Genomic DNA, 22,221 nt, shown 5'->3' on the forward strand with positions numbered 1-22,221 from the left:
AACCTCTGTCGACAAAAAGGTCGGCGTTTTTCGGAGAGAAGGCTTCTTCAGGCAGCCCCCTCCTTCACGCTGTTCACCTTCGTGTCCTGTTAATGGGTGTTGTCGTCTTCTTTTTTGCCCGGAAGCGGGATTTTAAAAAAATCGATCCCCTCTTTCCGCAGAAGATCCTCTTCCGCCGGGGTGACGACTCCTCTGATATTTTTCGGTTCTTCCGTGCCGTAATGGATCTTGAGAGATTTCACGGCAAATTCAGCCCCAACGTCCTCAAAATTGTGTTCCACGAACTGCCGAAGCGTGCGCAGGGTATTTTCAATCGCCCGCGTCACATCCTCGCCATCCCCGCCCGTGGACGATGAAATCTCAAGAGCCGCAGCCTTTGCCGACCCCTTTGAATAAATCACCGGAGAAAGAATTTTCCTGATGCCGCGAACGTCGCCGCACCCAGGGCACGAAAGAAGTCCGGTTGCAAGTTGATTCTCGAAATCGTCGTGATCCTTGAACCACCCCTCAAAACAAAAACCGCATTCGCATTGCAGGTCAAAGACGATCATGCTGTAAACCACTGTTTATATCTGCCGCCAAGATAATTCCAGGAATATTGACGGGTAAGCTCGCGTCCCCTCTCCGTCCCAAGGCTTCCCATGCGCAGGCCTTCCCGTAAACGATGGAAAAAATCTTTTTCTTCATAAAGAAATTCACCGGGAAAAAGCTCGGGATACGACAATTTGTTCGGCAGCAACGGCCTGCACCCAGCCCGCACCGCCTCAATCACCGCGATGCCGTAAAATTCATGACGGGAGGTGGAGACGATGATATCCCCCTGGGCCAGCCGACGATAGTAGTCGTTTCTGTCGTGAACGAATCCGGCATGCAGGATGCGATGAGCCAGCCTGTCAAGCGCCTTTTCAAAAATGCCGGGCTGATGCGCAAAGGACTGGCCGAGCAGGACGAGGTTGAAATCAACCTGCTCCTCCTGAAGACGAAACAAGGCATCAAAGAAAAGCTCGGGATTTTTGTCGTGTTCCCAGCGATGGTTCCAGACAATCACCGGTGTCCGGCCGGCAGAAGAATGGGATGAAACGGCAACGTCAAGATCGCTGAAATCAAGCGGCGGATAAAGGACTTCCGCCTTGGCGCGGATTGCCCCAATCATATCGATTTTCATATCCGGTATTTTCCGGCTGATATCCCGGCAGCCGGCCAGGAATGTATCCCGGTTGTAGCAGGAATTAAAGGCCGTTTTGTCGGAGGCCGCGGCAGTCATCATGTTGGTCACGGCAAAATGCATGTCCCGTTCATCGTCAACCCGTACCGGATAGGCGAACTGATTTTCATGATAATACGTGAGAATCGGTGTCTCGGCAAGCCAGGAAGGACCAAGTCCGCGCAGTGCGGCAACATCGACGAACGTTGAACAAAGAACCAGGTCATGTTCGCGTGTTTTCGGCAGGATTCCGGCAAAATAGAGGGCGGAAAAACGCATCCGCCATTTCCAGCCGCGGGCGGGCAGACTGAAAATATCAAAAACAAAAGGCAGGTGGGCGGCGAGTCCCGCCAGAAAACTCTGGTGGGACCCGCCGTAATAGGGTTCAAGGACAAGTATTTTCAACTGTCGCAACGTGAATGAACCGGAAGGGAATCACTCATTTGCCAAGGGAGCCCATGGCCGCCTTGAAGGCCGCCCGGGAACGCTCGATGACCGAATCCTCCACACAGAAAGCAAAGCGGAGATACCCCGGCATGCCGAAACCCCGGCCGGGAACTCCGAGTATTTTATGCTGTTGCAGATGGGCGCAGAACTCCACGTCATCAATCGGCGCCTTGGGAAAAATATAAAAGGCGCCTTTCGGCCGGGTAAATTCAAAACCCGTTTCGTCAAGGATGCTGCAGAAAATCTCCCGTCGTTTCGCGTAAATTGAGGTGTCCACCGTCACACCCTGCAGTTCGGCGACAACCCGCTGCATAAGGGCCGGGGCGTTGACAAAACCGAGAATCCTGTTGGCCAGGGTCATGGCGCCCATGAGCTGCGGCTTATCGGTGATTTCAGGATGCACGGCGATATAGCCGATGCGCTCTCCCGGCAGGGAGAGATCCTTGGAATAACTGGAGACGATAATGCTGTCCCGGTAATTCTTGAAAATACTGGGAACGGTAGAGTCTTCAAAAATTATTTTCCGGTACGGTTCGTCACTGATGAGAAAAATGGTTTTGCCGGTTTTTTCCCGGCAACGGGTAAGCAGTTCGCCGAGCGCCCTGATGTCGCTTTCCGGATAGATCTGCCCGGTGGGGTTATTGGGGCTGTTGATGAGAAGCGCCTTTGTTTTCGTCGTAATCGCTGCCTCGATGGCAGGCAGATCAAGGTTGAAATCCTCCTTGGTCGGCACCACCACGCTTTTGCCGCCCTGGTTATCGATATAGAATTTATATTCGACAAAGAAAGGAGCAAGGATGATCACCTCTTCTTCCGGGTTTAAAATGGATTTCAGCACCACGTTCAAGCCGCCTGCCGCTCCGCAGGTCATGAGCATTTCATCGCCGCTGACCGCCATGCCCTGCTCTCCGGTAATTTGTCCGGCCAAGGCCTCGCGCACATGAGGATAGCCGCCGTTCGGCATATAACTGTGCATCCCAGGGCCTTTGTTTGCGGCAATCTTCCGCAGGGCCTGGTCGAACTGGGGCGGCGGCGTGAGATCGGGATTGCCCAGGCTGAAATCAAAAACGTTTTCAGCGCCGTACTGTTTTTTCAGTTTTGCCCCTTCTTCAAACATCTTGCGGATCCAGGAGGAGGCATTGGCAAATTCATTCATCTTGGTGGATATGCTGCTCATAACGGATAATCCTTTTTCATGATTAATTAAATTTTTTCTTTAAATACTGGTACGCGGCGTTGAGTTCTTTCATCTTTTCCTCGGCAACCCCTTGAAACTCCTGACCAAGATGGCCAACCTTGTCGGGATGGTATTTCATGCTGAGCTTGCGGTATGCCTTTTTTATCTCTTCAAACGATGCCCCCGGCGCAAGCCCCAGCACATCATAGTACTGCTGTTCCTGATTGACCGCAGCATGACGCCGATGAAGATATCGACTTTGAATGGACTGCAAATCATAGGGGGAAAGTTCCAGGTACTCGGCAATATTTCTCGCCAGTTCCAGATCCTGGTCCCGAACTATTTCGTTTGAGAAAAAAACCTGATAAACCAGTTCCACCAGAATGAGTCGCGGCTCATAGGCAAATGAACTCCTGAACCCGGCCAGGAGGGTTTCGAGGGAATCGGTGTTGGCGGTTGCGTCTTTGATCAACTCCCCCACCCAGAACATCTGGTTCTGGTCATAGCGGAGGTGCGAACGGAAAAAATTCTTGATGGTCTGCTGTTCCGCTCTGGTGATCTTGCCGTCAAACTGGGCTATTTTGACCAGAATATGGATAAGGGATGAAACGAAATTGTTGTGGGCCTCGGTCTGGCTCTTTTCATACTCACTCACCTTGCGGCGGACATAATAGGAAAAGGCCCAGAAACCGATGAAGAGAAAAAGAAAGAAGAAAAGTCCGCCGGCCAGCAGAATACCGATGAAATCGATAAGCAGCGGCGCACCGCCGAAAGCAAGGAGAATAACGGCCACCACCAGGAGGCAGCCGCCGCAGCCGGGCTGGTTATGCGCTTGGTACTGGTATCTCATCTTTCGTTCTCGGCAAAAAGCGCCTCGACGAATTCATCCGCGTCAAAGTCGCGCAGATCATCCATTTTCTCGCCGATGCCGATAAAACGGATGGGGATATTGAATTCACGGCAGATATTGACGACAATGCCGCCCTTGGCGGTGCCGTCGAGTTTGGTCAGGGTCAGGCCGGTGACGCCAACGGCCTCGCCGAAAAGACGGGCCTGGGAAATGGCATTCTGTCCGGTGGTGGCGTCTATGACCAGCATGATCTCATGGGGAGCCCCGGGAATTTTCTTATCCATCACCCGTTTGATTTTTTTCAGCTCTTCCATCAGGTTCACCTTGGTGTGAAGGCGACCCGCGGTGTCGACGATCACCACGTCGACGTTTTTCTTGATTGCGTGATCCATGGCATCATAAACAACGGCCGATGGATCGGCGCCGGACTGCTGCGAAAGGACATCAACCCCTATTCTTTTTCCCCAGATCTGCAGCTGTTCCACGGCCGCGGCCCGAAAGGTGTCGCCCGCAACCAGCATGACGCTGCGACCTGATTGAACGAACTTGCGGCCCATCTTGCCGATGGTGGTTGTTTTACCGACACCGTTGACCCCCACCACCATGATGATAAAAGGTCCTTTCTCGGGCATGACCATTTCGGCCGCCTGATCGGAACTATGAATAAATTCGGCTATTTTCCCCTTCAGAACCTTTTTTAAAACCTGCGGGTCACTGAGCTCATTTCGTGCCACCTTGCTCCTGGCGCTTTCAATAAGTTCATGGGTGGTGCCGACCCCGAGATCGGCGGTAATAAGAATTTCCTCAAGATCATCCAGCAGCTCGGGATCAATGATCTTTTTGCCGAGAAAGAGTTCGTCGACCCGGCTGACAAAAGAAGTACGTGTTTTTGCAAGCCTTTCCTTGAGTCGACTGAAAAGGCCGACAGGCTCCTCTTGCGGCACGGGGACGGGTTCTTCCGCCGCTTCCGGCGTGACAACCTCAACTGTCGCCGGCGCAAGCTCGACCTGCTCCTCTACCACGGGCAACGTGGATTCTTCACCCTCGATTTTTTCTTGCGGAAGCGCCTCGTCTTTTTTGCCGATTTTTAATTTTTTCTTGAACCAGCCAAGCATGTTATCTCCTCAATGTTGGTGCAGCAGGCATCATTTTTGATTATTCCGCGAAAACCGGAAATTTACTGTAGAGGGCGCAAAAACCACAGATATAATTGATATAATAAAAATATTTCCACCTATCCGATCATGACACCCGCCCAGACACAGAGCGCCATCAGATAAAAGTGGCTTTCAAGCCAGAATTCAAGCCGCATGCCCTGTACGAGTTTTTTTGTTTCATAAAGCCGGGTAAGCAGCAGCAAGGACAACACCGGCACAAGAAGCCAGAACGCGCTTTTGTGGGTTAAGCCGGAAAAAGAAAAAACAATCAGCAGAAAAGCAAGAATCACCATGCTGGCGTAAAGCAAGCGGATCGAACCCTTTTCTCCGACGCAGACCGGCAAGGTTTCCTTGCCGGCAATCTGGTCCCCCTGCACATTAAATACATCGTAAAGCAGGGTACGGATAAAAACAAAAAGCACTATAAGCATGAAAACGGAAAAAGTCTGCGCGGAAAATGGATCTTTATTCAGACTTGGAATGAGAACGGTTGCAAAGGCCCAGGCCAGGGCGACGAAAAATGTTTTCGAACCGGGGATCTCCTTCAATTTGCGCACTCGGATGATCGCGGCGACAATCCTCGGGATAAAGGGGACGTTGTAAAGAATACCAAAAAAACTCATGGCAAGAAGAATGGCAAACTGCGTTGTTCCCTGCTGCCTGGCGAGATAAAGAGAAAAAAGCAGCGCTGCCCAGGAAAAAACAAGCAGGGGCCGGGAAAATTTACGCCAGAATGATTCCTGCAACGGATCATTTATTCTCTTGCTCTTGAAATCGGCAAAACGGTTCATGTTGTGCATGGCCAGCAGATAACCGAAGGCAATAAAAAAATCGTTCATTTTCGGCGCGTTGTTCCGCAGCAGACAGCAGACCAGGGCAAGCAGGCCGCCGGCAACCCCGACAAAGAGGTTGGAGGCAAGCAGGGCGCGGGACAGTCGGTAAATGGAGATTTTCAGCAGACCCTCGTCACGGGCGGGGCATGATTCCAGCACCCGTACGATTCGATTTATCATCCAAGTCGGGGTGGAAGCGCCGGCGGTCACCCCGATGCGGTCAAACTGGGAGATGACCTGAAAATCAAGGTCTTCCTCGGTTTCCGCCATGAAGACCCGGCATCCCATTTCAGAGGCGATCTGGCCAAGACGCTGGGTATTGGCGCTGCCCCTGCCGCCGACCACCACCATGGCCGGAACCTTGCCGGCGAGATTGCGCACCTCTTCCTGGCGCTTGTGGGTGGAATCGCAGATAGTGTTGAACACCTTGCCTTCCGGAAAACGGGCCATGATTTCCGCGCTCAACCGTTGAAAGGACATCTCGTCCTGGGTGGTCTGGCTGACGATGATATAGGGGCCGCTGATTCGCAGTTGCTCGATATCCTTTGCATCGCTGACCACCTGCACATCCGGCTCGGCATAGCCCATCAGGCCGACGACCTCGGCGTGGTTCTTGTCGCCGATAATGATAGTGAAGTAATTGTTTTCCTTGTATTTTTTGATGATGGCCTGCACCTTCATCACCCGAGGACAGGTGGCGTCCTTCACCTCGGCGCCCGCCGCCATCAGCTTCAGTTTGTGGGCCGGCGGGATGCCGTGGGCACGGATGATCACCGTACCGTCAATTTTTTCCGGTATTTCAGTGAGGGTTTCCACCCCCTGATCGCGCAGCAAGCCGAGCACTTGCGGGTTGTGGATGAGGGGGCCGAAAGTGACAATCTTCCCTTCTCCCTTGTGCACCGTGTCAAGGGTTGTTTCCACTGCCCGGCGGACGCCCATGCAGAAACCTGCTTTTTTGGCCAGAATGACTTTCATCGTGATGTATGTTTGTGCCAGCGCCCATCCTCCAGGAGATAATGGGGGCTGAATTTCTGTTTATAGTTCATGGCCCTGACCTCGCGGATCAGGTAGCCGAGATAAAGCGTTTCTATACCGTTGTTTTTGCACAGCTCGACAAGATGCAGGATGTTGAAGGTGCCGGGGCTTCTTTTTTCTTCCCCGGGATCAAAATAAAAATAGACCGCGTTCAGCCAGTCCCCGCCCAGATCGACAACAGCGACTCCGATGAGCTTTTTTTCAAGACGATATTCGATTTCCAGGGTTGAACAGATTGAATTGGCGAAAAAGGTCCCGTAATAGCCGACCGCTGAATTGCCCCGGCCCGGATAACGCTTCTCCAGAAACTTCCCGCACAGGGAGAGTTTTTCCTCGGTGATGCGCAAAGCCGCCATGGAAATTTCCAGATCCCCGTTGCGGCGCAGCACCCTTTTCTGATTGCGGTTCGGCGTGAATTCTCCGGGATGCAGCCTGATCGGAAGGCATTTCCCGCAACCGGGGCACACCATGGTGTAAATGGTATTGCCGTTGCGGCGAAATCCCGCCTCCAGAAACTTACGCATGATGATATCGGGCAACGAGACAAACTGCTGTTGACGGTAAACCGCCGTCTGTCCCAGTCCGTACGGGCATTCCACCGGAATATCATAAAAAAAAGGCAGATAGTGCTCGATGGAATAGATATCATTGCTGTTGCGGTTGACCGACATTTTCTCCTTTCCGCTGTTTTTTCTATCCGACAATCCATTTAAGGTGATTTTCGCGGACCGTTTGCGTCATAGCAGGTCGGCAATCAGCCCCAGGGCCACACAAAAAAGCATGATCGCTACTATGGTTTGTATGCCGTGCATGGTTATTTTTTTGATATAACGGTTCCCCAGATACGCGCCTGAAAAGGCGGAAAGGGCCACCGCCGCAAGCAAAGGATAGTCGAAACGCGCGCCATGGGCAATGACCGGCTTTGCATAGACGCCAAGCCGCGATATGTCGATCAGGCAGGAGATGACGACGCCCGTTGCCACAAATGACTCCTTGGATAATCCCGCCTTGACCAGGAAGGCCGAACGAAGCGCGCCCTGCATGCCGGACAGCCCGCCGAAGAAACCGCTGAGGGCGCCGCCCAACGGCAGAAATTGCCGTGAAAATGACAGCCGGCGCAGGCGCGGCAGCAATTCGGCAAGGGCAAAGACAAGCAACAGCAGACCCACTACCAGCTTGACCGGTAAAACCTGGAGTTGCCGGCCAAATGCCGAAAATGTGAGCAGTGGTTCCATATCGGCAAGCCGCAGAAACAGCCATGCTCCAAGAAGTGAAAATGCAATTGCCGGCAGACCGAAACGAACAGCGATGCCCCGGTCCACATGGCGTCCGACCAGTCCGAGTTTAAACAAACCGTTGAGAAAGTGGACGATGGCCGTCAACGAGACGGCCTGCTCCAAAGGAAAGAACAGTGCAAAGGCGGGCAGCAATAAGGTCCCCAGGCCAAACCCGGAGAAGAAGGTAAGCACCGACGCCGTAAAAGCGACACCACAAATGACAAGATAGCTCAAGCCCAACCTCGTAGCAAAAACATTTCTCTCCGCCCGCGCCCTGTTCTTATCCCGCGTTTCCCTTCCTGCCGAAATCATCATCAAAACGGACAATGTCATCCTCGCCGAGATAACTGCCGTTCTGCACCTCGATCAACTCCAAAGGAATGATGCCGGGGTTTTCCAGTCGGTGTTTTTCGCCGCAGGGAATATAGGTCGACTGGTTTTCCAGCACCAGATATACTTTTTCTCCGCAGGTAACCCGGGCGGTTCCCTTTACCACCACCCAGTGTTCGGAACGGTGGTGATGCATCTGCAGGGAAAGCTGCACGCCGGGATTGACGGTTAATCGCTTGATCTTGAAATTGGTTTGTTCCTCGAGAATGGTATAGCTGCCCCAGGGCCGATAGACCGTCCGGTGCAGCAGATGTTCTTCTCTTTTTTCCTTTTTCAAGCGGGTGACGATTCTCTTGATGTCCTGGGAACGGTCCATGGGGGCAACAAGCACCGCATCGGCGGTATCGACCACCAGGGTGTTTTGCAGCCCGATGGCCGCCACCAGTCCGTGTTCGGAATGAATAAGGCAGTTGTTCACATCCAGGGCAATGACGTCTCCATGCAGGACATTGCCGTCAAGGTCCTTGGCCGCCACATCCCACAGCGCCTGCCATGAGCCGATATCGCTCCAGTCAAGGTCCGCCGGAATAACCGCGACCTGGTTCGATTTTTCCATGATGGCGTAATCAATGGAATCATCAGGGCAGCCCACCATCGCCTCTTTGTCAAAACGGAAAAAATGGTTGTCCGTCGTTCCTTTTTCCAGTGCCTCGGTCATGGAGATGGAAATGGCCGGGGTAAGTCTTTCCATCTCGGCCAGTATCGATGATGCGGTAAAGGCAAACATGCCGCTGTTCCAGAAGTAATTGCCGGCGGCAAGATACTTCTCCGCCGTCGGCTGATCAGGTTTCTCCACAAAGGATTTCACCTGGTTGCCGTCGCCTTTTTCAATATAGCCGTAGCCTGTTTCAGGCGCATGGGGGGTAATGCCGAAGGTGACCAGCAATCCTTGCAGGGCAAGGTCCACCGCCTGCTGCACCGCATCATGAAAGGCATAGGTTTTGCGGATCAGATGGTCGGCCGGCAAAACGAGCAGCACCACGTCCTCCTCGCTCCGCTTCCGGCAGTAGAGGGCGGCGGCGCAGATGGCCGGCGCGGTGTTTCGGCCGACAGGTTCAAGCAGGATGTCGATGTGCTGTTTGAGCTGCAGTTCGTTTATCTGACTTAAGACGAGAAACCGGTGCTGCTCACCGGCGACCACCACCGGCGGCAGACTGTCCGGCAGGGCCGCCACCCGCTTGATGGTGCTTTGCAGCAGCGAGCAGTCCTCGGTCAGATTGAGCAGCTGCTTGGGATACAGTTCCCGGGACAGGGGCCAGAGGCGCGAACCGCTGCCGCCGGCAAGAATGACTGGTTGAATAAGGGCCATCTGTTTCTCCTTCGTGTCCGCTGAAATTAATACAGAAAACAGCTTTTTCTGATTTCATCAAAATCATGCAGTTCCTTTTGCCAGCCGGCTTCCACTTCCGGGACGGCAACACCTGCCGCCAATGCCTGCCGGACTTTTTCAGAGCCGAGAATCAAATCAAGGGGAAGCTTTTCAAATTCATATTCATAGGGCGGCTGCTTCAAGGCGAAATCATCGGGGTAAAGCCTCATGATCGCCTGCAGCAGGGCAAGGCTGACCCGGTAGGGCTTGAAGGCGTGCTTGTCCGTCACATGGAGATGAAACCCCCGGCAATCCTCCCCTTGCCATTTGTTGGCGGTGGGCAAAAAAGAGATGGGCCGCAGACAGCAGCCGTCGAGCAGGGATTTATCGATATTTTTCAGCATTTTTTCAGGATCAAGAAAAGGCGCGCCGAACAGTTCAAAAGGCAGGGTGGTTCCCCGGCCTTCCGAAATATTGGTCCCTTCCCAGAGAACCTGTCCCGGATACACCGCGGCCGTTGCCGGCGTCGGCATGTTGGGAGAAGGGAAAACCCAGGGCAGGCCGGTGTCTTCATGGGTCATGGCCCGTTGCCATCCTGCCATCCTGACCACCTCGTAATCGGCCTTTATCCTGAAATGATCATTAAAGAGCAGGCCGAGTTCGCCAAAGGTGAGACCGTGCCGCATGGGAATGGGATACAGGCCGACAAAGGAGCGCAGGTTGTCCCGGACCAGGTTCCCTTCGATGAGATCACCGCCCAGGGGGTTGGGCCGGTCAAGCACCATCACCTTCTTGCCGAAACGGGCAGCCTGTTCAAGGCAATAGGCCAGGGTATACATAAAGGTATAAACCCTGGTGCCCACATCAACAATGTCCACCAGCAGAACGTCGAGATGGGCAAACATCTCTTCCGTCGGTTTTCTCGTCTCGCCGTAGAGGCTGAAAACCGGCAGGCCGGTGGCCTTGTCCGTCATGTGGCCGGATTCAATCATGTTATCCTGTTTTTCACAGAAGAATCCGTGCTGCGGGGTGAAAAGGCAGGTGAGCTGACCGGGGAAAACCGAAGCGACAAGATCGCGACTGTGACGAAATCGCCGGTCCGTCGAGGCCTGATTACAGAGAAGACCCAGCCTTTGGCCGTGCAGCCGGGCGGGTGGATCAGCAACAAATTCTTCAATACCAAGGGTTACCATAGTTTTTGATTTCACAGGATTGATCGGGTATAGTTAAGGCCTGTCCGGAAAATTTCCGACTCGTGCCGTATTGTCTCAATTTCAAACATCAATGTTACCAAGTTATTACCGTGATTTAAACAAAGAAGGAACACTATAATGAAAATAGCGATCAGCGGCAAGGGCGGAGTCGGCAAGACAACGATTATGGCCCTGCTGGCTCGACAGGCGCGGAAAAGCGGCAGACAGGTGCTGGTCATCGACGCCGATCCCAGTCCCCACATGGCCCAGACCCTGGGAATCGACAATATCGCCGATATCACCCCCATCGCCGACATGAAAAAGATGCTGACCGACCGCTCCGGCAAGGTGGAAGGATCACCCTTTTACAATATCAATCCCCAGGTTGATGATCTGCCGACAAAATACATGCTGGAAAAAGACGGCGTCAAGCTCATGGTGCTGGGCGCCATCCAGACGGCGGAGGGCGGCTGCGCCTGCCCGGAAAACACGGTGCTCAAGCGCCTGCTCACCAAGCTGATGCTCTCTCCCTCCGAAACCGTCCTCCTCGACATGGAGGCCGGGGTGGAGCATCTCGGTCGCGGCACCATCGCCAAGGCGGACGCCCTGTTGATCGTCGTCGTCCCCTCCCAGTCAAGTGTACGCACGGCGGAAAAGATCGAAAAACTGGCCCGTGAATCAGGTATTCCGAAAATTTATTTTGTCGGCAATCTGATCGAAAACCGGGATGACGAGATTTTTCTCAGCCAGGCCCTCGGCGCCGAGCCCCTTGCCTTTTTCCCCAATTCCGAAGGAATCAGGAAGGCGGAACGCGCGGGCGGCGCCATCATCGATGCCGACCACTCCATGAATGAAGTCGCCATGGTCCTTCTGCAAAAACTGATGGCGTCATTATAACCGACAATCAACCACGGAGCACACGGGGAACACGGAGTTGACCGGCTAAAAAATATTCTCCGTGGACACCGCCTGCTCCGTGCCGATTTTTTCCCCCTCTCGGCAAAATTAAAAGGATACACGCAAAATGGCCGCATTTAAAATCCATCCCATCGTCATGGGAACCAAGGTTTTTGACAAGGGCATGATGACCTATCAGCACGATTACGGCAAACCATACACCATCCCCATTTACTGTTGGTATCTGGAAGGAAGCGACAAAAAAATAGTGGTCGACACCGGCGAGTTGCGCCCCATCCAGTCCGAGGACCGGGCGAAAAACATCGGCGGCCCCATCCATACCTTTGAAGAGGGACTTGCCAAGTGGGGGCTCAAACCGGAAGACATCGACATCGTCATCCATACCCATCTCCATGCCGATCATTGTGAAAACGACTACAAGTGCGTCAACGCCAGATTTTATATCCATGAAAAAGAACTTGCCGTCATCCACGATCCGCATCCTCTTGATTACCGCTATGTGGGGGATTACATCTATGAAATCGAGGAAACAAAACAGATCGAGGTGGTGACCGCGGACAGGGAAATCGTCCCTGGAATTTCCGTTATGCACACCCCGGCCCATTCCCCCGGAGGACTAACCGTTCTGATTGATACTGCTCACGGCCGGGCGGCCATCACCGGCTTCTGCGTGATCAAGGAAAACTTTCACCCGCCTGCCTCGGTGCGGGCCATGGAGCTTGAGGTGATTCCGCCGGGGACCAGTATCAACACCTACGCCGCCTATGACATGATGCTTAAGGTCAGAGATTTGGCCGATATCCTGTTGCCGCTGCACGAGCCGGAATTCGCCTCAATGGACACCATCGGCTGAAATTGGAATTTTCGGTTCATGCCGCTGTTTTTCAATTCTGCTTGACAAGTTTCCGCGGCAAAAGTAAAAAACAGGGGTGCGCGTAAAAGATGAACAATTTAAATCAATTATGTCGCATATTGCATACAGTTTATATCACATATGAAGGAGAAAAAATGAACACATCAATGACACAAAAAATCATCAAACCATTCCTGATTATCTTTGTGCTTGTCTCAATCTGGGTGCCCGGCGCCAAGGCGGCCATGATCGGTACTGAATCGCTGGTTGTTTCCCAGGAACAAGGGTTGAAATCCGAGCTCCAGGCCACCCTGGCCCGGGAGGAAATCAGGAACGAACTTGCCGCCATGGGTGTTGATCCGCTCCAGGTTGACGCACGCATCGCCTCCCTGACCGACGAGGAACTTCGTCAGTTGCAAGGCCGGATCAACGACCTGCCCGCCGGCGCCAGCGCGCTTGCCGTTATCGGCGTCGTTTTTCTGGTTCTGCTGATTCTGGAAATTGTCGGTGTTATCAATATATTCAACAAAGTTTGAAAGAGCGCGTTACAAAGCAGGCCTGTTTTTCGGGCTGCTTTGCAGTCTTTCCTTCCTCATCAGCGGGTGCGCCCAGCGGCTGCCGGTTTTCAGCGAAAATCCGCCAAGGGGTATCGAACTCATCGATACCCCATTTTTCGCCCAGAAGGAGCTGCAATGCGGGCCGGCGGCCCTGGCCACGGTGTTGACGGAATCGGGAGTCGAGACAACCCCGGACCGGCTCAGCCCCCAGATTTTCCTTCCTGACCGCAAAGGCACCCTCCAGCTTGAACTTATCGGCGCAGTCCGGCGCCATGGCCGCGTTCCCTATGTGATCGATCCGCAACCGGACGCGCTTGTCGCCCAGCTCCTGGAGGACAGGCCGGTGCTGATCCTCCAGGACCTCGGCGCGGGTCCGATCAGACTCTATCATTACGCGGTTGTCATCGGCATTCTGCCCGGCAAAAAGGTGGTTCTTCGCTCCGGTACGGAAAAAAGAGTGATTCTGAATGAAGATGCTTTTGCCCGGTCATGGCAAAAAGCGGGGAACTGGGGGCTTGTTGTTCTCCGTCCGGGTGAACTGCCGGGCAACGCAGACCTTGACCGTTACGTCAAGGCGGTTGCCGCGCTGGAAAGTCTCGGGCACCGGCAAGTGGCGGAACAGGGATATCGGGCCGTGCTCGCACGCCGGCCGCAACACCCGGCTGCCCTGTTCGGGCTGGGCAACGGCCTGCTGGTCAAAAAAGAATATGGAGAGGCGGAAAAAATTTATAAAAAAATCCTGGCGGAACAGCCGGATAATCCCGCCGTGTTAAACAATCTGGCGGAAGCGCTGCTCCGGCAAGGCCTTCGCAAGGAAGCACTGGAGACAATTGACCGAGCGCTGTCGGGCCCCCCCCTGCCGCCGGACCTGGCCGAAGTGCTCGCCCAGACGCGAAGGGAAATCATTGCCGCCTCCCCTTCCCCGGCCTCGGCGCAATGACGAAAAAAATCGGGCTACCGTCTTTTTCTGCCTGATCCGCCGATTAATTTTTCATTATGTTTCAGGCATTTATTGCTGAAATCATCAAATTCGGCGCAATCCGTCAGGACAAACGAGCCCTGCTCCGGATGAAAAACGCAACGGGTCTGATAAAGGCAGACATTGTTAAACGAGTCCCAGTGACGGCATTCTTCAACGCATCGCAGGTTCTTGTAAACGAACGTCGTCTTCTCGAAAAGGCAGGTTTTCTTGAAATCGTCCCAGTACTGGCATTCCTTGAGCCGGATGAGGCCGGCATCCGTGCCGCTCGCCGGGGCGGCGTCATCCCGGCAGGTTACGGTCAAATCGCCTTCCCGAAAGGATTCGCCCGGCTGGAGTTGGACTTCCTTCGCATTGCCGTCGGTTGCAGACAGAAACAAAAAGACGCTGATACAAAGCAGCATGGAGCGTCTCCCAACAAAGGCCATTTGATTCGTTACATGCATTCCTTCGCCTCAAAAAAGTATTCGAAAAAAAGAGTGGTTCTTGGACATGTTGAGAAAAAACAGCAAGTCAACCCGGCCCGTTACAACAGATTGGTAAATTTCACCGTTAATGAAACATTATACCCGCTTCATCCGTTTCCACAATAAAACGGCTAATCACCGCCCAAAAAAAATGATAACCGAGGAAAACATGACAATGAGATATTTAAAAACAAAACAAAAAATTGCCACATTGCTGCTTGCGGTGTTCCTTCTTTCCCTTGCTCCCGCGGATGACGTTCTGGCCGATAAGAAGCGGGGACGGCACAAAGGGCCCCACTACCGCCATGGACAGGTTATCGGTAAACTGCCGCATGGCTATAAAACCATGCATGTGCATCAAAGCCCTTATTATATTTACAACGGCGTTTTCTACCGTCCGGCCCGCACCGGCTACATGGTGGTTTCCGCGCCGGTGGGCGCCATCATCGCCAGCCTGCCGCTTGGACATTCACGGATAAGCATCGGCGGAGCGCTTTACTTCACCTTCGGCGGCAACTATTACCGGCAGGCCCCCCAGGGATATGTCGTTGTTGATCCGCCCCCAGGCGCCTTTGTCGAGCCTGAACCGCAGGTCTACAGCAGTGTGCAGGTGGTTGTCAACACCTTAAATGTCCGCTCCGGCCCTGGCCTGGAGCATCCCGCCTTTTTCCAGCTCTACGGGGGGGCAATGCTGACGGTCTACGGCAGCGCGCCGGGATGGTATTATGTACAGTTGCCGAACGGCCAGTTCGGCTGGGTGATGGACCGGTTTACCAGAATGAGCGGCCCTCCCCCGGCCGACGGATGATCCGGCATTGCCCCGGCGCTTTTCCCTGGTGAATTGACGGCAATGTTTTTGCGTCGCCGTTCATTGGATCAGTGCCGGTATTTTTCGGGATTTTGACTTTTTACGAAACCTTCAAAGGTATATTCAAGTTCAAAGTGCACCACCTGAGCTAAAAACAGGACATGACAGTATTTCTGGGGAATTGAGCTTTGTCAGCTCACGAACCTTGGTGGGCAGAAGCGCCATTGCTTCCAATAACACATGCGCACCCTGCCGCGCAGGTCTTCGGCCAGCTTGATAAGGCGGTTTGAGATTTTTAAAAACGAGTCCCAACCGGTAGCCCGTTTTCGCAAAACGGCTTTTTCCGCAGACTCGTTAGCAGTCATCGAAAAGGAGCCTGTGATGAAGGCCAAAGAATACTGGCGGGATGTGGTCTCCAAGATCCTTGGATGGGGAACAGCTGTGTTGATTCTGATCGCAGGCTGGGGGGTAGACAAGGGTTCGGAATTCGAATTTTTTGGTGAAAATATCGCGGCGAAACAACGTGCCTGCCTGCTCCTTTTTTATTCGGTGGTTTTTGCAATTGGTATCATTTCAGCAGTGGTCTGGATTTACAGAAGGCATTTAAATAAACCGACAGATCCGGAAGTTGATGCCACTGTTACGCCACAATTCTTTGGTGTTGCTTATGTCTGCTTTATTGCAATCAGCCTAGTTGGTTTGGCTTTGATACTCGGATACTATTGATCGACAAATGAAACAGCTAACCCCCATCCCCGTGGCCGGGAACAACGAAGCATGAAACTTTAAAAGAAATAGGCCATAGTTATCTTCTTAATTTTTCTCGACAAAAAAAGAAGGAGGATAACCATGGCCAGGAAAGGAAAAGATACCAAAGACGGCTGGGGTCACGGCTGGGGTCAAGTCTGCTCTTAGCTCATTGCCGAGACGGACGCCATGAACACGATGAGAAAATTAGGAGACCGCGTTTTTGTGGCGAAAAGGTTGGAAGTGGTACACTTTTACGTTACCAGTGACAGCAGAATCACCCCATGCCCGGCATTGTCCTTTTAGTAGCCCCGGAATTCCGCACCACGCTCCCCCGCCTTTCTCGGATTTGCAGATCTCGTCTCATGTTGCAATCAAAACAGCAGCCCTTGAAACAGGATGACAACGATATTGAATTATCATTCATCGAAATAATCTATTATTTCAGTTGATTATAATTTGGAATATATGTTAGAAAAAAAAATATATGAATATCAACTGTTGCCACGCGGTGGTCGTACCGGCGAGACTCATTGCGACCAATTTTCATGAATCTTAATTTTCACAAGGAGGTGGGCAGACAAAATCACCAAGCCGTCATAGTAAATTGACAAGTTGTATCAAAGCCTTGAGTTCGAAAAGCGTTTTTGTTTCATCCACACAGCAAACTCTGTTTGTAATGACTGAAACCAGGTGAAAAAAAATTGAGTTGAGCAGTTGTTCACTTACAACACCCATCAAGGAAGAGAAATAAATGAAAAAAATATCACAAAAATTTTCAGCCGATGACGAAACGACAAGAAACAAACAAGAAACCATGCTTTCCCGACGCAGTTTCCTGAACACTGCCGGGGTGGCTACAGTCGGAAGTTTAGTAGTTGCCGCAGGCGGAAGTCTGCTTGCCGAACGGGAAGCAAAAGCGGCATCCGCGCCTGATGCGCCGCCCCTGCCCTGGAAATACACCAAACTCGATCCAATGGAGGCAGGGAAAAGAGGGTATAAGAATTATCTTGAAAAAGGCGGCTGAGGCGCAGGAGCATGGCTGGGGGTCCTCAGCCTTTTGAAAGAAAAAGTAGGTTATCCTTACACAACCCTTTCCGACGACATGTTTCACCACGCGGCCGGCGGCTATGCCGGTCAGGGAACGCTCTGCGGCTCACTGGGCGCTTGCTCGGCAATCATCAATCTGGTGGCCAAGGATGAAGACAAAACGCACAATGCCATGATCGCCGACCTGATTAACTGGTATGCGTCATTTAACCACCCCACCGATGAGTTCGACAGCGTTGTCAAATTCCCGAACCAGAAACGAGTGGTTCCAGGTTCACCCCTTTGTCATATTTCGGTATCCACCTGGACCCTGGCGAACGATACGGATATATCGAGTTATGAAAGAAAAGATCGGTGCGCCAAAGTGGCAGGAAAAGTCGCCATGCAAACTGTCATGATGTTAAATGATTATGCCGACGGGAAATTCAAGCCCGTGGCTCCACCTGTCTCCGAAGCGACGGCTTCTTGCCTCGAATGTCATGGTCCCGAGGGAGACAACAACCAGCAGGGGCAGATGAACTGCGGTTTGTGCCATACCCATAAGCCTGACCACGCTGATTCAAAGTAACGGAAAAGAGCATCGTCTCTTGCTCCAACCATTGTATTTTCAGGTTACATGAGCAGGGATCAGAGCAGGATTTCTTGTCCTCACGGGTCAGAGACGAGAAAACAGTTCTGTTCCCTGTATTTTTCCGTGAATCCCTGTGCGAATCGATAACAAAAAAAACAGCGAACAAGCCAGTTGAACCCCTCGGGGGGTTCCACGACCCGTTCCCCTTTTGCCAATCGTTTTCATCCCGTCTTGACGGGATTTTTGCGATATGTGCGGCTGGGTGCGCCGTCAACATGGATTCCTTCCAGATAGGAGAGTTTTCGCGGCAGCTGTTGCAGCGTGCCCCTGGCAATCAGGAATGTTGCTTTCCGCCCGACAGTAAGTGCTCCCAGCTTCCCCATGCCGAAGAATCCGGCACCGTTTTCCGATGCGCAGCGGATGGTTTCCTCCAGTGAATAGCCCGCCTTGATGAACAATTTCATTTCCTCGACCATTGACTCGCCGTGGAGTATGCCCACACTCCCGGCACCGGTTCCCACAGCCGTTGTCACGCCCAATTTTCGGGCAAAACTAAGTTGCGCGAGTTGTTCGGCAAGCATCTTTTTCCAAAAAGCCTCCGCGCCGGGGACCGGCTTTCCCGGCGCCACATAACGCTGGGAGAAACGGCAGCACACATCGCCGCCGCTGCCCGCACCATCCAAACCATTCTTGGCCCGCACGAGGCTGGGAATCCACAACACATTCCTCTCCGCCATTTTCCGGAGATTGTCCTCGCCCATGGCGTATCCCTGTTCGACGGCATCGCACCCCGCCTCAAGCGCCTCCTCCACCTGGTGGGGACCATTGGCCACCACCACCGCCTTTTTCCCGCCTCTCTGTCGCAGGATGCGGCGCAGGTCGTCAGGGGAAAGCCTCGCCAATGGGGCGTCCTCGTCTTCGATATTGCCGGAATAACCGATCTTGAGAAAATCGCCGCCGACCGGGTTGCCGACCGTGCAATCCTGCCTGCTCCGGCAGAGTCGACCGGAGGAACGAAGGGTAATGATGCCGCCCTGCTCCATTTCCTCTCCGGAACGCGCCACCAGCCCGGTGATATCGTCGCTGTCGGCCACTCCCAGCACGCCGTGGGCATGGCAGTAGCCGATATGCTGCTTCACCATGGCGGCCTTTTTCTCAAGATCGGCCTCGTCAAAGGCCAATCGCACCCTCCGGTCCACGGAGGGCGACCGCGACAGGGAGAGGCTACAGTCAACCAGCGCCGGCACAATGGTACAGTGGGAAAAGTCATCGATTGCCTGCCGCTCATGAGGGGAAAGATCCGCGGCAGAGCCAATGGCGGTAATAATGGTGTCCGTAACTGCCAGAAAGACATTCCTGCGCACAGCGGCGCCGCTGCCGTCGATAAAATTTCCCGCCACAATGAATCGTGTTCCGCCCATGACGTTTGGTTCCTTATTTGCTCAACTTGCTGAGTTATGGTAACATGTTGCAATTAAATTGATATCCTCGGGGTCCACGCGCTTATTTCCAGGGAATTCAGAAGCCGGAATAAAACGTAATAAAATCAACCATTCTGAATTCCGCACTTCGGATTCCGGCCTGTTACCGGTTTTAGTGCCTGAAATGCATAAAAGTACTTAAAGTGCCTAAAGTGCCTCAAGTTAAAGGTGTTATCTGATCAGAAAGTACCGCCACTTCAAGTATTTCAGGCATTTTAAGTACTTTAGGCACTTATCTCGAACCGCAATTCCGGTTGTCTGAATTTACAAGGTTGATGAAATCGATGGTGACAACTGTCAAAACGGGGTGCCGAGATGGCCAAAAGATCCTTTCCCCTGTCCAAGGTTTACGGCTTGCTTGAGCCCGGGCCGGTGGTCATGGTCACGACCGCCGATGATGTGCGTCCAAACATTATGACCATGTCGTGGCATACCATGCTCGATTTTGAGCCGCCGCTGCTGGGCTTCGTCATCAGCAATCGCAATCATTCTTTCGGATTGTTGGCGGCAAGCAACGAATGCGTCATTAATATTCCGACAGTGGATATCGCGGATAAAGTCGTGGGGTGCGGCAATACATCGGGAGTGAGCACAAACAAGTTTGAACGGTTCGGCCTGACCCCGAAACCCGCGACGCATGTCAACGCCCCTCTGATCAAGGAATGTTTTGCAAATCTCGAATGCCGGGTGGTCGATACACGTATGGTTCCCTTTTATTGCCTGTTTATTGCCGAGGTCATCAAGGCATGGATCGACCCGGCGGTGAAAAACCCGCGGACGATTCATCATCTCGGCAAAGGCAACTTCATGGTCGCCGGTGAAAGGATCAAACTGAAGTCAAAAATGAAATAGCTCGGGGCAGGGTCGCTTTCTCCTCGGCCTTGCCGCAGGAAAACCCACTCGGCTCTCAATTGACGGCCATTGCCCGACGTTTCACTTTTCCTCGACAAAGCCTGTTCCGGAGCAGGCGGGACATTTGTTGTCAGGGGTGCACTGACAATCGTCCCAGTCGTCGCCGCTGCGTGTCCCCCGCCACTCCATATCGCATGTGCAGGTTCCTTTTATTATTTTTTCTCCGCTACAGAGAGGACAGATTTTTTTTGTTTCCTTTGTCATGAGCATATCGTCTCCTTTAAATCAAGCAAGCCGCGGAATCCACCGCGGCCTGCTCCGGTTCAACAGCAAGATCTGCCTTGACCTGGCAAACCTAAAAATTATCCTCCGAAATCATAGTCAAACTTTTCACTTCTGCTTGATTCGGATCCGGCACCCATTGAAAATGAATGCCTGGAGTTTTCCTCTTGTCGAGGCATCTCGACGGTGTGGCATTCATTTCTCAATCGGCTGATGCGATCATCCAGTTCCGTCATGATGATATGCAGATCCTGGATTTGCGACAACATTTTATATTTATCGATGGATGGGACATGATCAATCGCGTCGGACAGCTGATGCAGCCTCTCGCTTAAAAATTTAAGCTCCATGGACGCGCTGTAACAATAATCTCTGCTTGCCATAACAAACCTCCTTCCCGCCGGGGGAATGAAAATTCGGCACAAAACCGCGCATACGTATTCTTCGTGATTTTTTCGCAAAGGAAAAAGCAATTCCTTTTATCAATAGAGCCTCTTTCAAAATGAACAGCCTACAAGGCTGTCCACAATTTGATCTTTGACAATCTATCCGATCAGGCGTAGGAGCTGATCCGCAAACAGGGTGATGACCCCGAACATCAAGTGCTGGGTCACCTTGCAGTGTCCCTTGACCATGACATTGTTAGCGCCGAAGTCTTCTTTCAATCGGCTGTTTGCCCGTTCCGCGCTGGACCGGATTTTATAGCGCTCTGCCTCGTGCGGTGCCATGGGGACAACCTCTTGGCCGCGGCCATTCTTATCTGTGATTGGAACATGGCCGAACTTCCGGCTGGTCTCCTCGATCCGCTTGGCATCGTAGGCTGCATCCATCAAATCGTAGAGATAGGTCACCTTTCCGCTGGTCAACTTGATCAGCGGAATCGCTACCTGGCTGTCATGCAGCGAAGCAGAGGTTACAAGGGCACTGATTGGCAGGCCGATATCGTTGATGTCCAGATGCAGCTTGAAACCGTTCCATGATATTTTGTACCCCTTGGCGTCCTTCTTGGTGCCACGATCACAGGCAACCGGCAACTCACCAATGGCTTCCTCGGCACTCTGGCGGACCTGACGGTCAAGCCGCTTCTCGATGGCCGGCGTCCGTTGCTCGCCTTTGGCGGGACGCCCCCTCTTGCGAGGCTTCTTCGGCTCCCTGGCCACCTTCTTCGCCGCTTTCTCACGTCCGGCAATGGCCGTGGAGTCCCGGCTGATGTGTCCGACAAGCTCTTCGCCAAGGTATTCCTTCACCAGTGCATCATGGACCCGCCCACCAAGACTGCCGGCGGCAAATTCGGCAAAGGCCCGCGACAAGGTAGGCTCCGACGGGATAGCATTGGAAGTGGCAAATCCGCATATCTGCCGCAGATTCCCTGCTGATTGCAGAGCCCGACGCAGGTCGCTGGTCGTCGGATATCGGTAGAGCGCCTTTGCCACGAATGCTCGGGCGCAAGCCTGTCGGTCAAGAGGCTTGCGCCCGGGATACTGATATCGACGTATGTTCCTTGGTACGTGTTGCTCAACCTGGATAATCTCCAGAATAGACACCAGGCGTTCCTCCTGCGCGGTGAGCGGAGCTTGCAAACATTTGTTCAGATGGGGAAACAGACTTCTTTGGACATACCCCATCAACCATGATATTTTGTCGGTGAGCTTCACGGCGTTCTCCTGTGTTCTGTTTTGCTGGTTACAAAACAATACCAGAAAACGCCGTGAAGTTCAATTATTTCAATATGTTACGCGATAATATCTTTTGTGTGGCGCGTCTCGTCATTTTGAAAGAGGCTC

Annotated in this window: 22 protein-coding genes and 1 pseudogene; 8 read left to right on the forward strand and 15 right to left on the reverse strand. The window is 52.9% G+C overall.

Annotated elements, in window-relative coordinates; translation table 11 throughout:
• Positions 1-89 precede the first annotated feature (89 nt).
• From BM485_09950 to BM485_09995, 10 genes are all read right to left on the reverse strand, one after another.
• Positions 90-551, reverse strand: coding sequence for a hypothetical protein (locus BM485_09950; protein OKY75313.1), 462 nt, complete (start codon positions 549-551; stop codon positions 90-92).
• Entirely contained in the window at positions 548-1,609 is a 1,062-nt protein-coding gene (locus tag BM485_09955) for a hypothetical protein (protein OKY75283.1), read from the reverse strand. The genes BM485_09950 and BM485_09955 overlap by 4 nt, the downstream gene beginning before the upstream one ends.
• 34 nt (positions 1,610-1,643) lie before the next feature.
• On the reverse strand, positions 1,644-2,828 hold the full coding sequence (locus BM485_09960; GenBank protein OKY75284.1) for an aspartate aminotransferase: 1,185 nt from the start codon (positions 2,826-2,828) through the stop codon (positions 1,644-1,646).
• A gap of 22 nt (positions 2,829-2,850) precedes the next feature.
• Positions 2,851-3,678 carry a molecular chaperone DnaJ gene (locus BM485_09965; protein ID OKY75285.1) on the reverse strand — a complete coding sequence of 276 codons (828 nt, stop codon included), beginning with the start codon at positions 3,676-3,678 and terminating at the stop codon, positions 2,851-2,853.
• Entirely contained in the window at positions 3,675-4,793 is a 1,119-nt protein-coding gene (locus BM485_09970; GenBank protein OKY75286.1) for a signal recognition particle-docking protein FtsY, read from the reverse strand. Before BM485_09970 ends, BM485_09965 begins: the two co-directional genes overlap by 4 nt.
• Before the next feature lie 119 nt (positions 4,794-4,912).
• Positions 4,913-6,643, reverse strand: coding sequence for a 4-hydroxy-3-methylbut-2-enyl diphosphate reductase (locus tag BM485_09975; protein ID OKY75287.1), 1,731 nt, complete (start codon positions 6,641-6,643; stop codon positions 4,913-4,915).
• Entirely contained in the window at positions 6,640-7,374 is a 735-nt protein-coding gene (locus BM485_09980) for a hypothetical protein (protein ID OKY75288.1), read from the reverse strand. Before BM485_09980 ends, BM485_09975 begins: the two co-directional genes overlap by 4 nt.
• Before the next feature lie 66 nt (positions 7,375-7,440).
• Complete coding sequence (locus tag BM485_09985) at positions 7,441-8,214, reverse strand: hypothetical protein (protein ID OKY75289.1); 774 nt, start codon at positions 8,212-8,214, stop codon at positions 7,441-7,443.
• Positions 8,215-8,260: 46 nt separating this feature from the next.
• On the reverse strand, positions 8,261-9,679 hold the full coding sequence (locus tag BM485_09990; GenBank protein ID OKY75290.1) for a mannose-1-phosphate guanylyltransferase/mannose-6-phosphate isomerase: 1,419 nt from the start codon (positions 9,677-9,679) through the stop codon (positions 8,261-8,263).
• Between the two features lie 26 nt (positions 9,680-9,705).
• Entirely contained in the window at positions 9,706-10,872 is a 1,167-nt protein-coding gene (locus BM485_09995) for a hypothetical protein (protein ID OKY75291.1), read from the reverse strand.
• 138 nt (positions 10,873-11,010) lie between these two features.
• Between BM485_09995 and BM485_10000 the strand changes: the two genes are divergently transcribed.
• The 4 genes from BM485_10000 to BM485_10015 all read left to right on the forward strand — a co-directional run bounded on the left by BM485_10000 (position 11,011) and on the right by BM485_10015 (position 14,140).
• Complete coding sequence (locus BM485_10000) at positions 11,011-11,769, forward strand: carbon monoxide dehydrogenase (protein ID OKY75292.1); 759 nt, start codon at positions 11,011-11,013, stop codon at positions 11,767-11,769.
• A 127-nt stretch (positions 11,770-11,896) separates the two neighbouring features.
• Positions 11,897-12,643, forward strand: coding sequence for an MBL fold metallo-hydrolase (locus tag BM485_10005; protein OKY75293.1), 747 nt, complete (start codon positions 11,897-11,899; stop codon positions 12,641-12,643).
• 155 nt (positions 12,644-12,798) lie between these two features.
• On the forward strand, positions 12,799-13,179 hold the full coding sequence (locus BM485_10010; GenBank protein OKY75294.1) for a hypothetical protein: 381 nt from the start codon (positions 12,799-12,801) through the stop codon (positions 13,177-13,179).
• Positions 13,151-14,140, forward strand: coding sequence for a hypothetical protein (locus BM485_10015; GenBank protein OKY75295.1), 990 nt, complete (start codon positions 13,151-13,153; stop codon positions 14,138-14,140). Before BM485_10010 ends, BM485_10015 begins: the two co-directional genes overlap by 29 nt.
• A 14-nt stretch (positions 14,141-14,154) precedes the next feature.
• Here the strand turns inward: BM485_10015 and BM485_10020 are convergent, their stop codons facing one another.
• Positions 14,155-14,607 (reverse strand): hypothetical protein, encoded by a 453-nt coding sequence (locus BM485_10020; GenBank protein OKY75296.1) that lies wholly within the window; start codon positions 14,605-14,607, stop codon positions 14,155-14,157.
• A 214-nt stretch (positions 14,608-14,821) separates the two neighbouring features.
• Between BM485_10020 and BM485_10025 the strand changes: the two genes are divergently transcribed.
• The 3 genes and pseudogenes from BM485_10025 to BM485_10035 all read left to right on the forward strand — a co-directional run bounded on the left by BM485_10025 (position 14,822) and on the right by BM485_10035 (position 17,819).
• Complete coding sequence (locus BM485_10025) at positions 14,822-15,454, forward strand: hypothetical protein (protein OKY75297.1); 633 nt, start codon at positions 14,822-14,824, stop codon at positions 15,452-15,454.
• A 381-nt stretch (positions 15,455-15,835) separates the two neighbouring features.
• Positions 15,836-16,180 (forward strand): hypothetical protein, encoded by a 345-nt coding sequence (locus BM485_10030; protein ID OKY75298.1) that lies wholly within the window; start codon positions 15,836-15,838, stop codon positions 16,178-16,180.
• Between the two features lie 775 nt (positions 16,181-16,955).
• Positions 16,956-17,819, forward strand: a pseudogene (locus tag BM485_10035) (hypothetical protein).
• A gap of 224 nt (positions 17,820-18,043) precedes the next feature.
• On the opposite strand, the gene BM485_10040 reads toward BM485_10035, so the two are convergent.
• A complete protein-coding gene (locus BM485_10040; protein ID OKY75299.1) occupies positions 18,044-19,243 on the reverse strand; it encodes an amidohydrolase in 1,200 nt (399 codons plus the stop codon).
• A gap of 375 nt (positions 19,244-19,618) precedes the next feature.
• On the opposite strand from BM485_10040, the gene BM485_10045 reads away from it, so the two are divergent.
• Positions 19,619-20,155 (forward strand): flavin reductase, encoded by a 537-nt coding sequence (locus BM485_10045; GenBank protein ID OKY75300.1) that lies wholly within the window; start codon positions 19,619-19,621, stop codon positions 20,153-20,155.
• 81 nt (positions 20,156-20,236) lie between these two features.
• Here the strand turns inward: BM485_10045 and BM485_10050 are convergent, their stop codons facing one another.
• From BM485_10050 to BM485_10060, 3 genes are all read right to left on the reverse strand, one after another.
• Positions 20,237-20,425, reverse strand: a complete 189-nt coding sequence (locus BM485_10050) for a hypothetical protein (GenBank protein OKY75301.1) — start codon at positions 20,423-20,425, stop codon at positions 20,237-20,239.
• 92 nt (positions 20,426-20,517) lie between these two features.
• On the reverse strand, positions 20,518-20,820 hold the full coding sequence (locus BM485_10055; GenBank protein ID OKY75302.1) for a hypothetical protein: 303 nt from the start codon (positions 20,818-20,820) through the stop codon (positions 20,518-20,520).
• A 162-nt stretch (positions 20,821-20,982) separates the two neighbouring features.
• The gene (locus tag BM485_10060) at positions 20,983-22,062 is read right to left on the reverse strand and encodes a hypothetical protein (GenBank protein ID OKY75314.1); all 1,080 of its coding nucleotides are present in this window, start codon (positions 22,060-22,062) and stop codon (positions 20,983-20,985) included.
• Between the last annotated feature and the right edge of the window lie 159 nt (positions 22,063-22,221).

It is taken from the genome of Desulfobulbaceae bacterium DB1 (genome assembly GCA_001914235.1).
In the GTDB taxonomy this organism is placed as follows: domain Bacteria; phylum Desulfobacterota; class Desulfobulbia; order Desulfobulbales; family SURF-16; genus DB1.

Excerpts from the sequence above, each read along its gene's own strand:
- BM485_09970 (OKY75286.1), bottom strand. The coding sequence starts at position 4,793 with ATGCTTGGCTGGTTCAAGAAAAAATTAAAAATCGGCAAAAAAGACGAG.
- BM485_09965 (OKY75285.1), bottom strand. The coding sequence starts at position 3,678 with ATGAGATACCAGTACCAAGCGCATAACCAGCCCGGCTGCGGCGGCTGC.
- BM485_10020 (OKY75296.1), bottom strand. The coding sequence starts at position 14,607 with ATGGCCTTTGTTGGGAGACGCTCCATGCTGCTTTGTATCAGCGTCTTT.
- BM485_10040 (OKY75299.1), bottom strand. The coding sequence starts at position 19,243 with ATGGGCGGAACACGATTCATTGTGGCGGGAAATTTTATCGACGGCAGC.
- BM485_10060 (OKY75314.1), bottom strand. The coding sequence starts at position 22,062 with ATGGGGTATGTCCAAAGAAGTCTGTTTCCCCATCTGAACAAATGTTTG.
- BM485_10050 (OKY75301.1), bottom strand. The coding sequence starts at position 20,425 with ATGCTCATGACAAAGGAAACAAAAAAAATCTGTCCTCTCTGTAGCGGA.
- BM485_09960 (OKY75284.1), bottom strand. The coding sequence starts at position 2,828 with ATGAGCAGCATATCCACCAAGATGAATGAATTTGCCAATGCCTCCTCC.
- BM485_10000 (OKY75292.1), top strand. The coding sequence starts at position 11,011 with ATGAAAATAGCGATCAGCGGCAAGGGCGGAGTCGGCAAGACAACGATT.
- BM485_10025 (OKY75297.1), top strand. The coding sequence starts at position 14,822 with ATGAGATATTTAAAAACAAAACAAAAAATTGCCACATTGCTGCTTGCG.
- BM485_09950 (OKY75313.1), bottom strand. The coding sequence starts at position 551 with ATGATCGTCTTTGACCTGCAATGCGAATGCGGTTTTTGTTTTGAGGGG.
- BM485_10030 (OKY75298.1), top strand. The coding sequence starts at position 15,836 with ATGAAGGCCAAAGAATACTGGCGGGATGTGGTCTCCAAGATCCTTGGA.
- BM485_09980 (OKY75288.1), bottom strand. The coding sequence starts at position 7,374 with ATGTCGGTCAACCGCAACAGCAATGATATCTATTCCATCGAGCACTAT.
- BM485_09990 (OKY75290.1), bottom strand. The coding sequence starts at position 9,679 with ATGGCCCTTATTCAACCAGTCATTCTTGCCGGCGGCAGCGGTTCGCGC.
- BM485_10045 (OKY75300.1), top strand. The coding sequence starts at position 19,619 with ATGGCCAAAAGATCCTTTCCCCTGTCCAAGGTTTACGGCTTGCTTGAG.
- BM485_10055 (OKY75302.1), bottom strand. The coding sequence starts at position 20,820 with ATGGCAAGCAGAGATTATTGTTACAGCGCGTCCATGGAGCTTAAATTT.
- BM485_09995 (OKY75291.1), bottom strand. The coding sequence starts at position 10,872 with ATGGTAACCCTTGGTATTGAAGAATTTGTTGCTGATCCACCCGCCCGG.
- BM485_09975 (OKY75287.1), bottom strand. The coding sequence starts at position 6,643 with ATGAAAGTCATTCTGGCCAAAAAAGCAGGTTTCTGCATGGGCGTCCGC.
- BM485_10005 (OKY75293.1), top strand. The coding sequence starts at position 11,897 with ATGGCCGCATTTAAAATCCATCCCATCGTCATGGGAACCAAGGTTTTT.
- BM485_10010 (OKY75294.1), top strand. The coding sequence starts at position 12,799 with ATGAACACATCAATGACACAAAAAATCATCAAACCATTCCTGATTATC.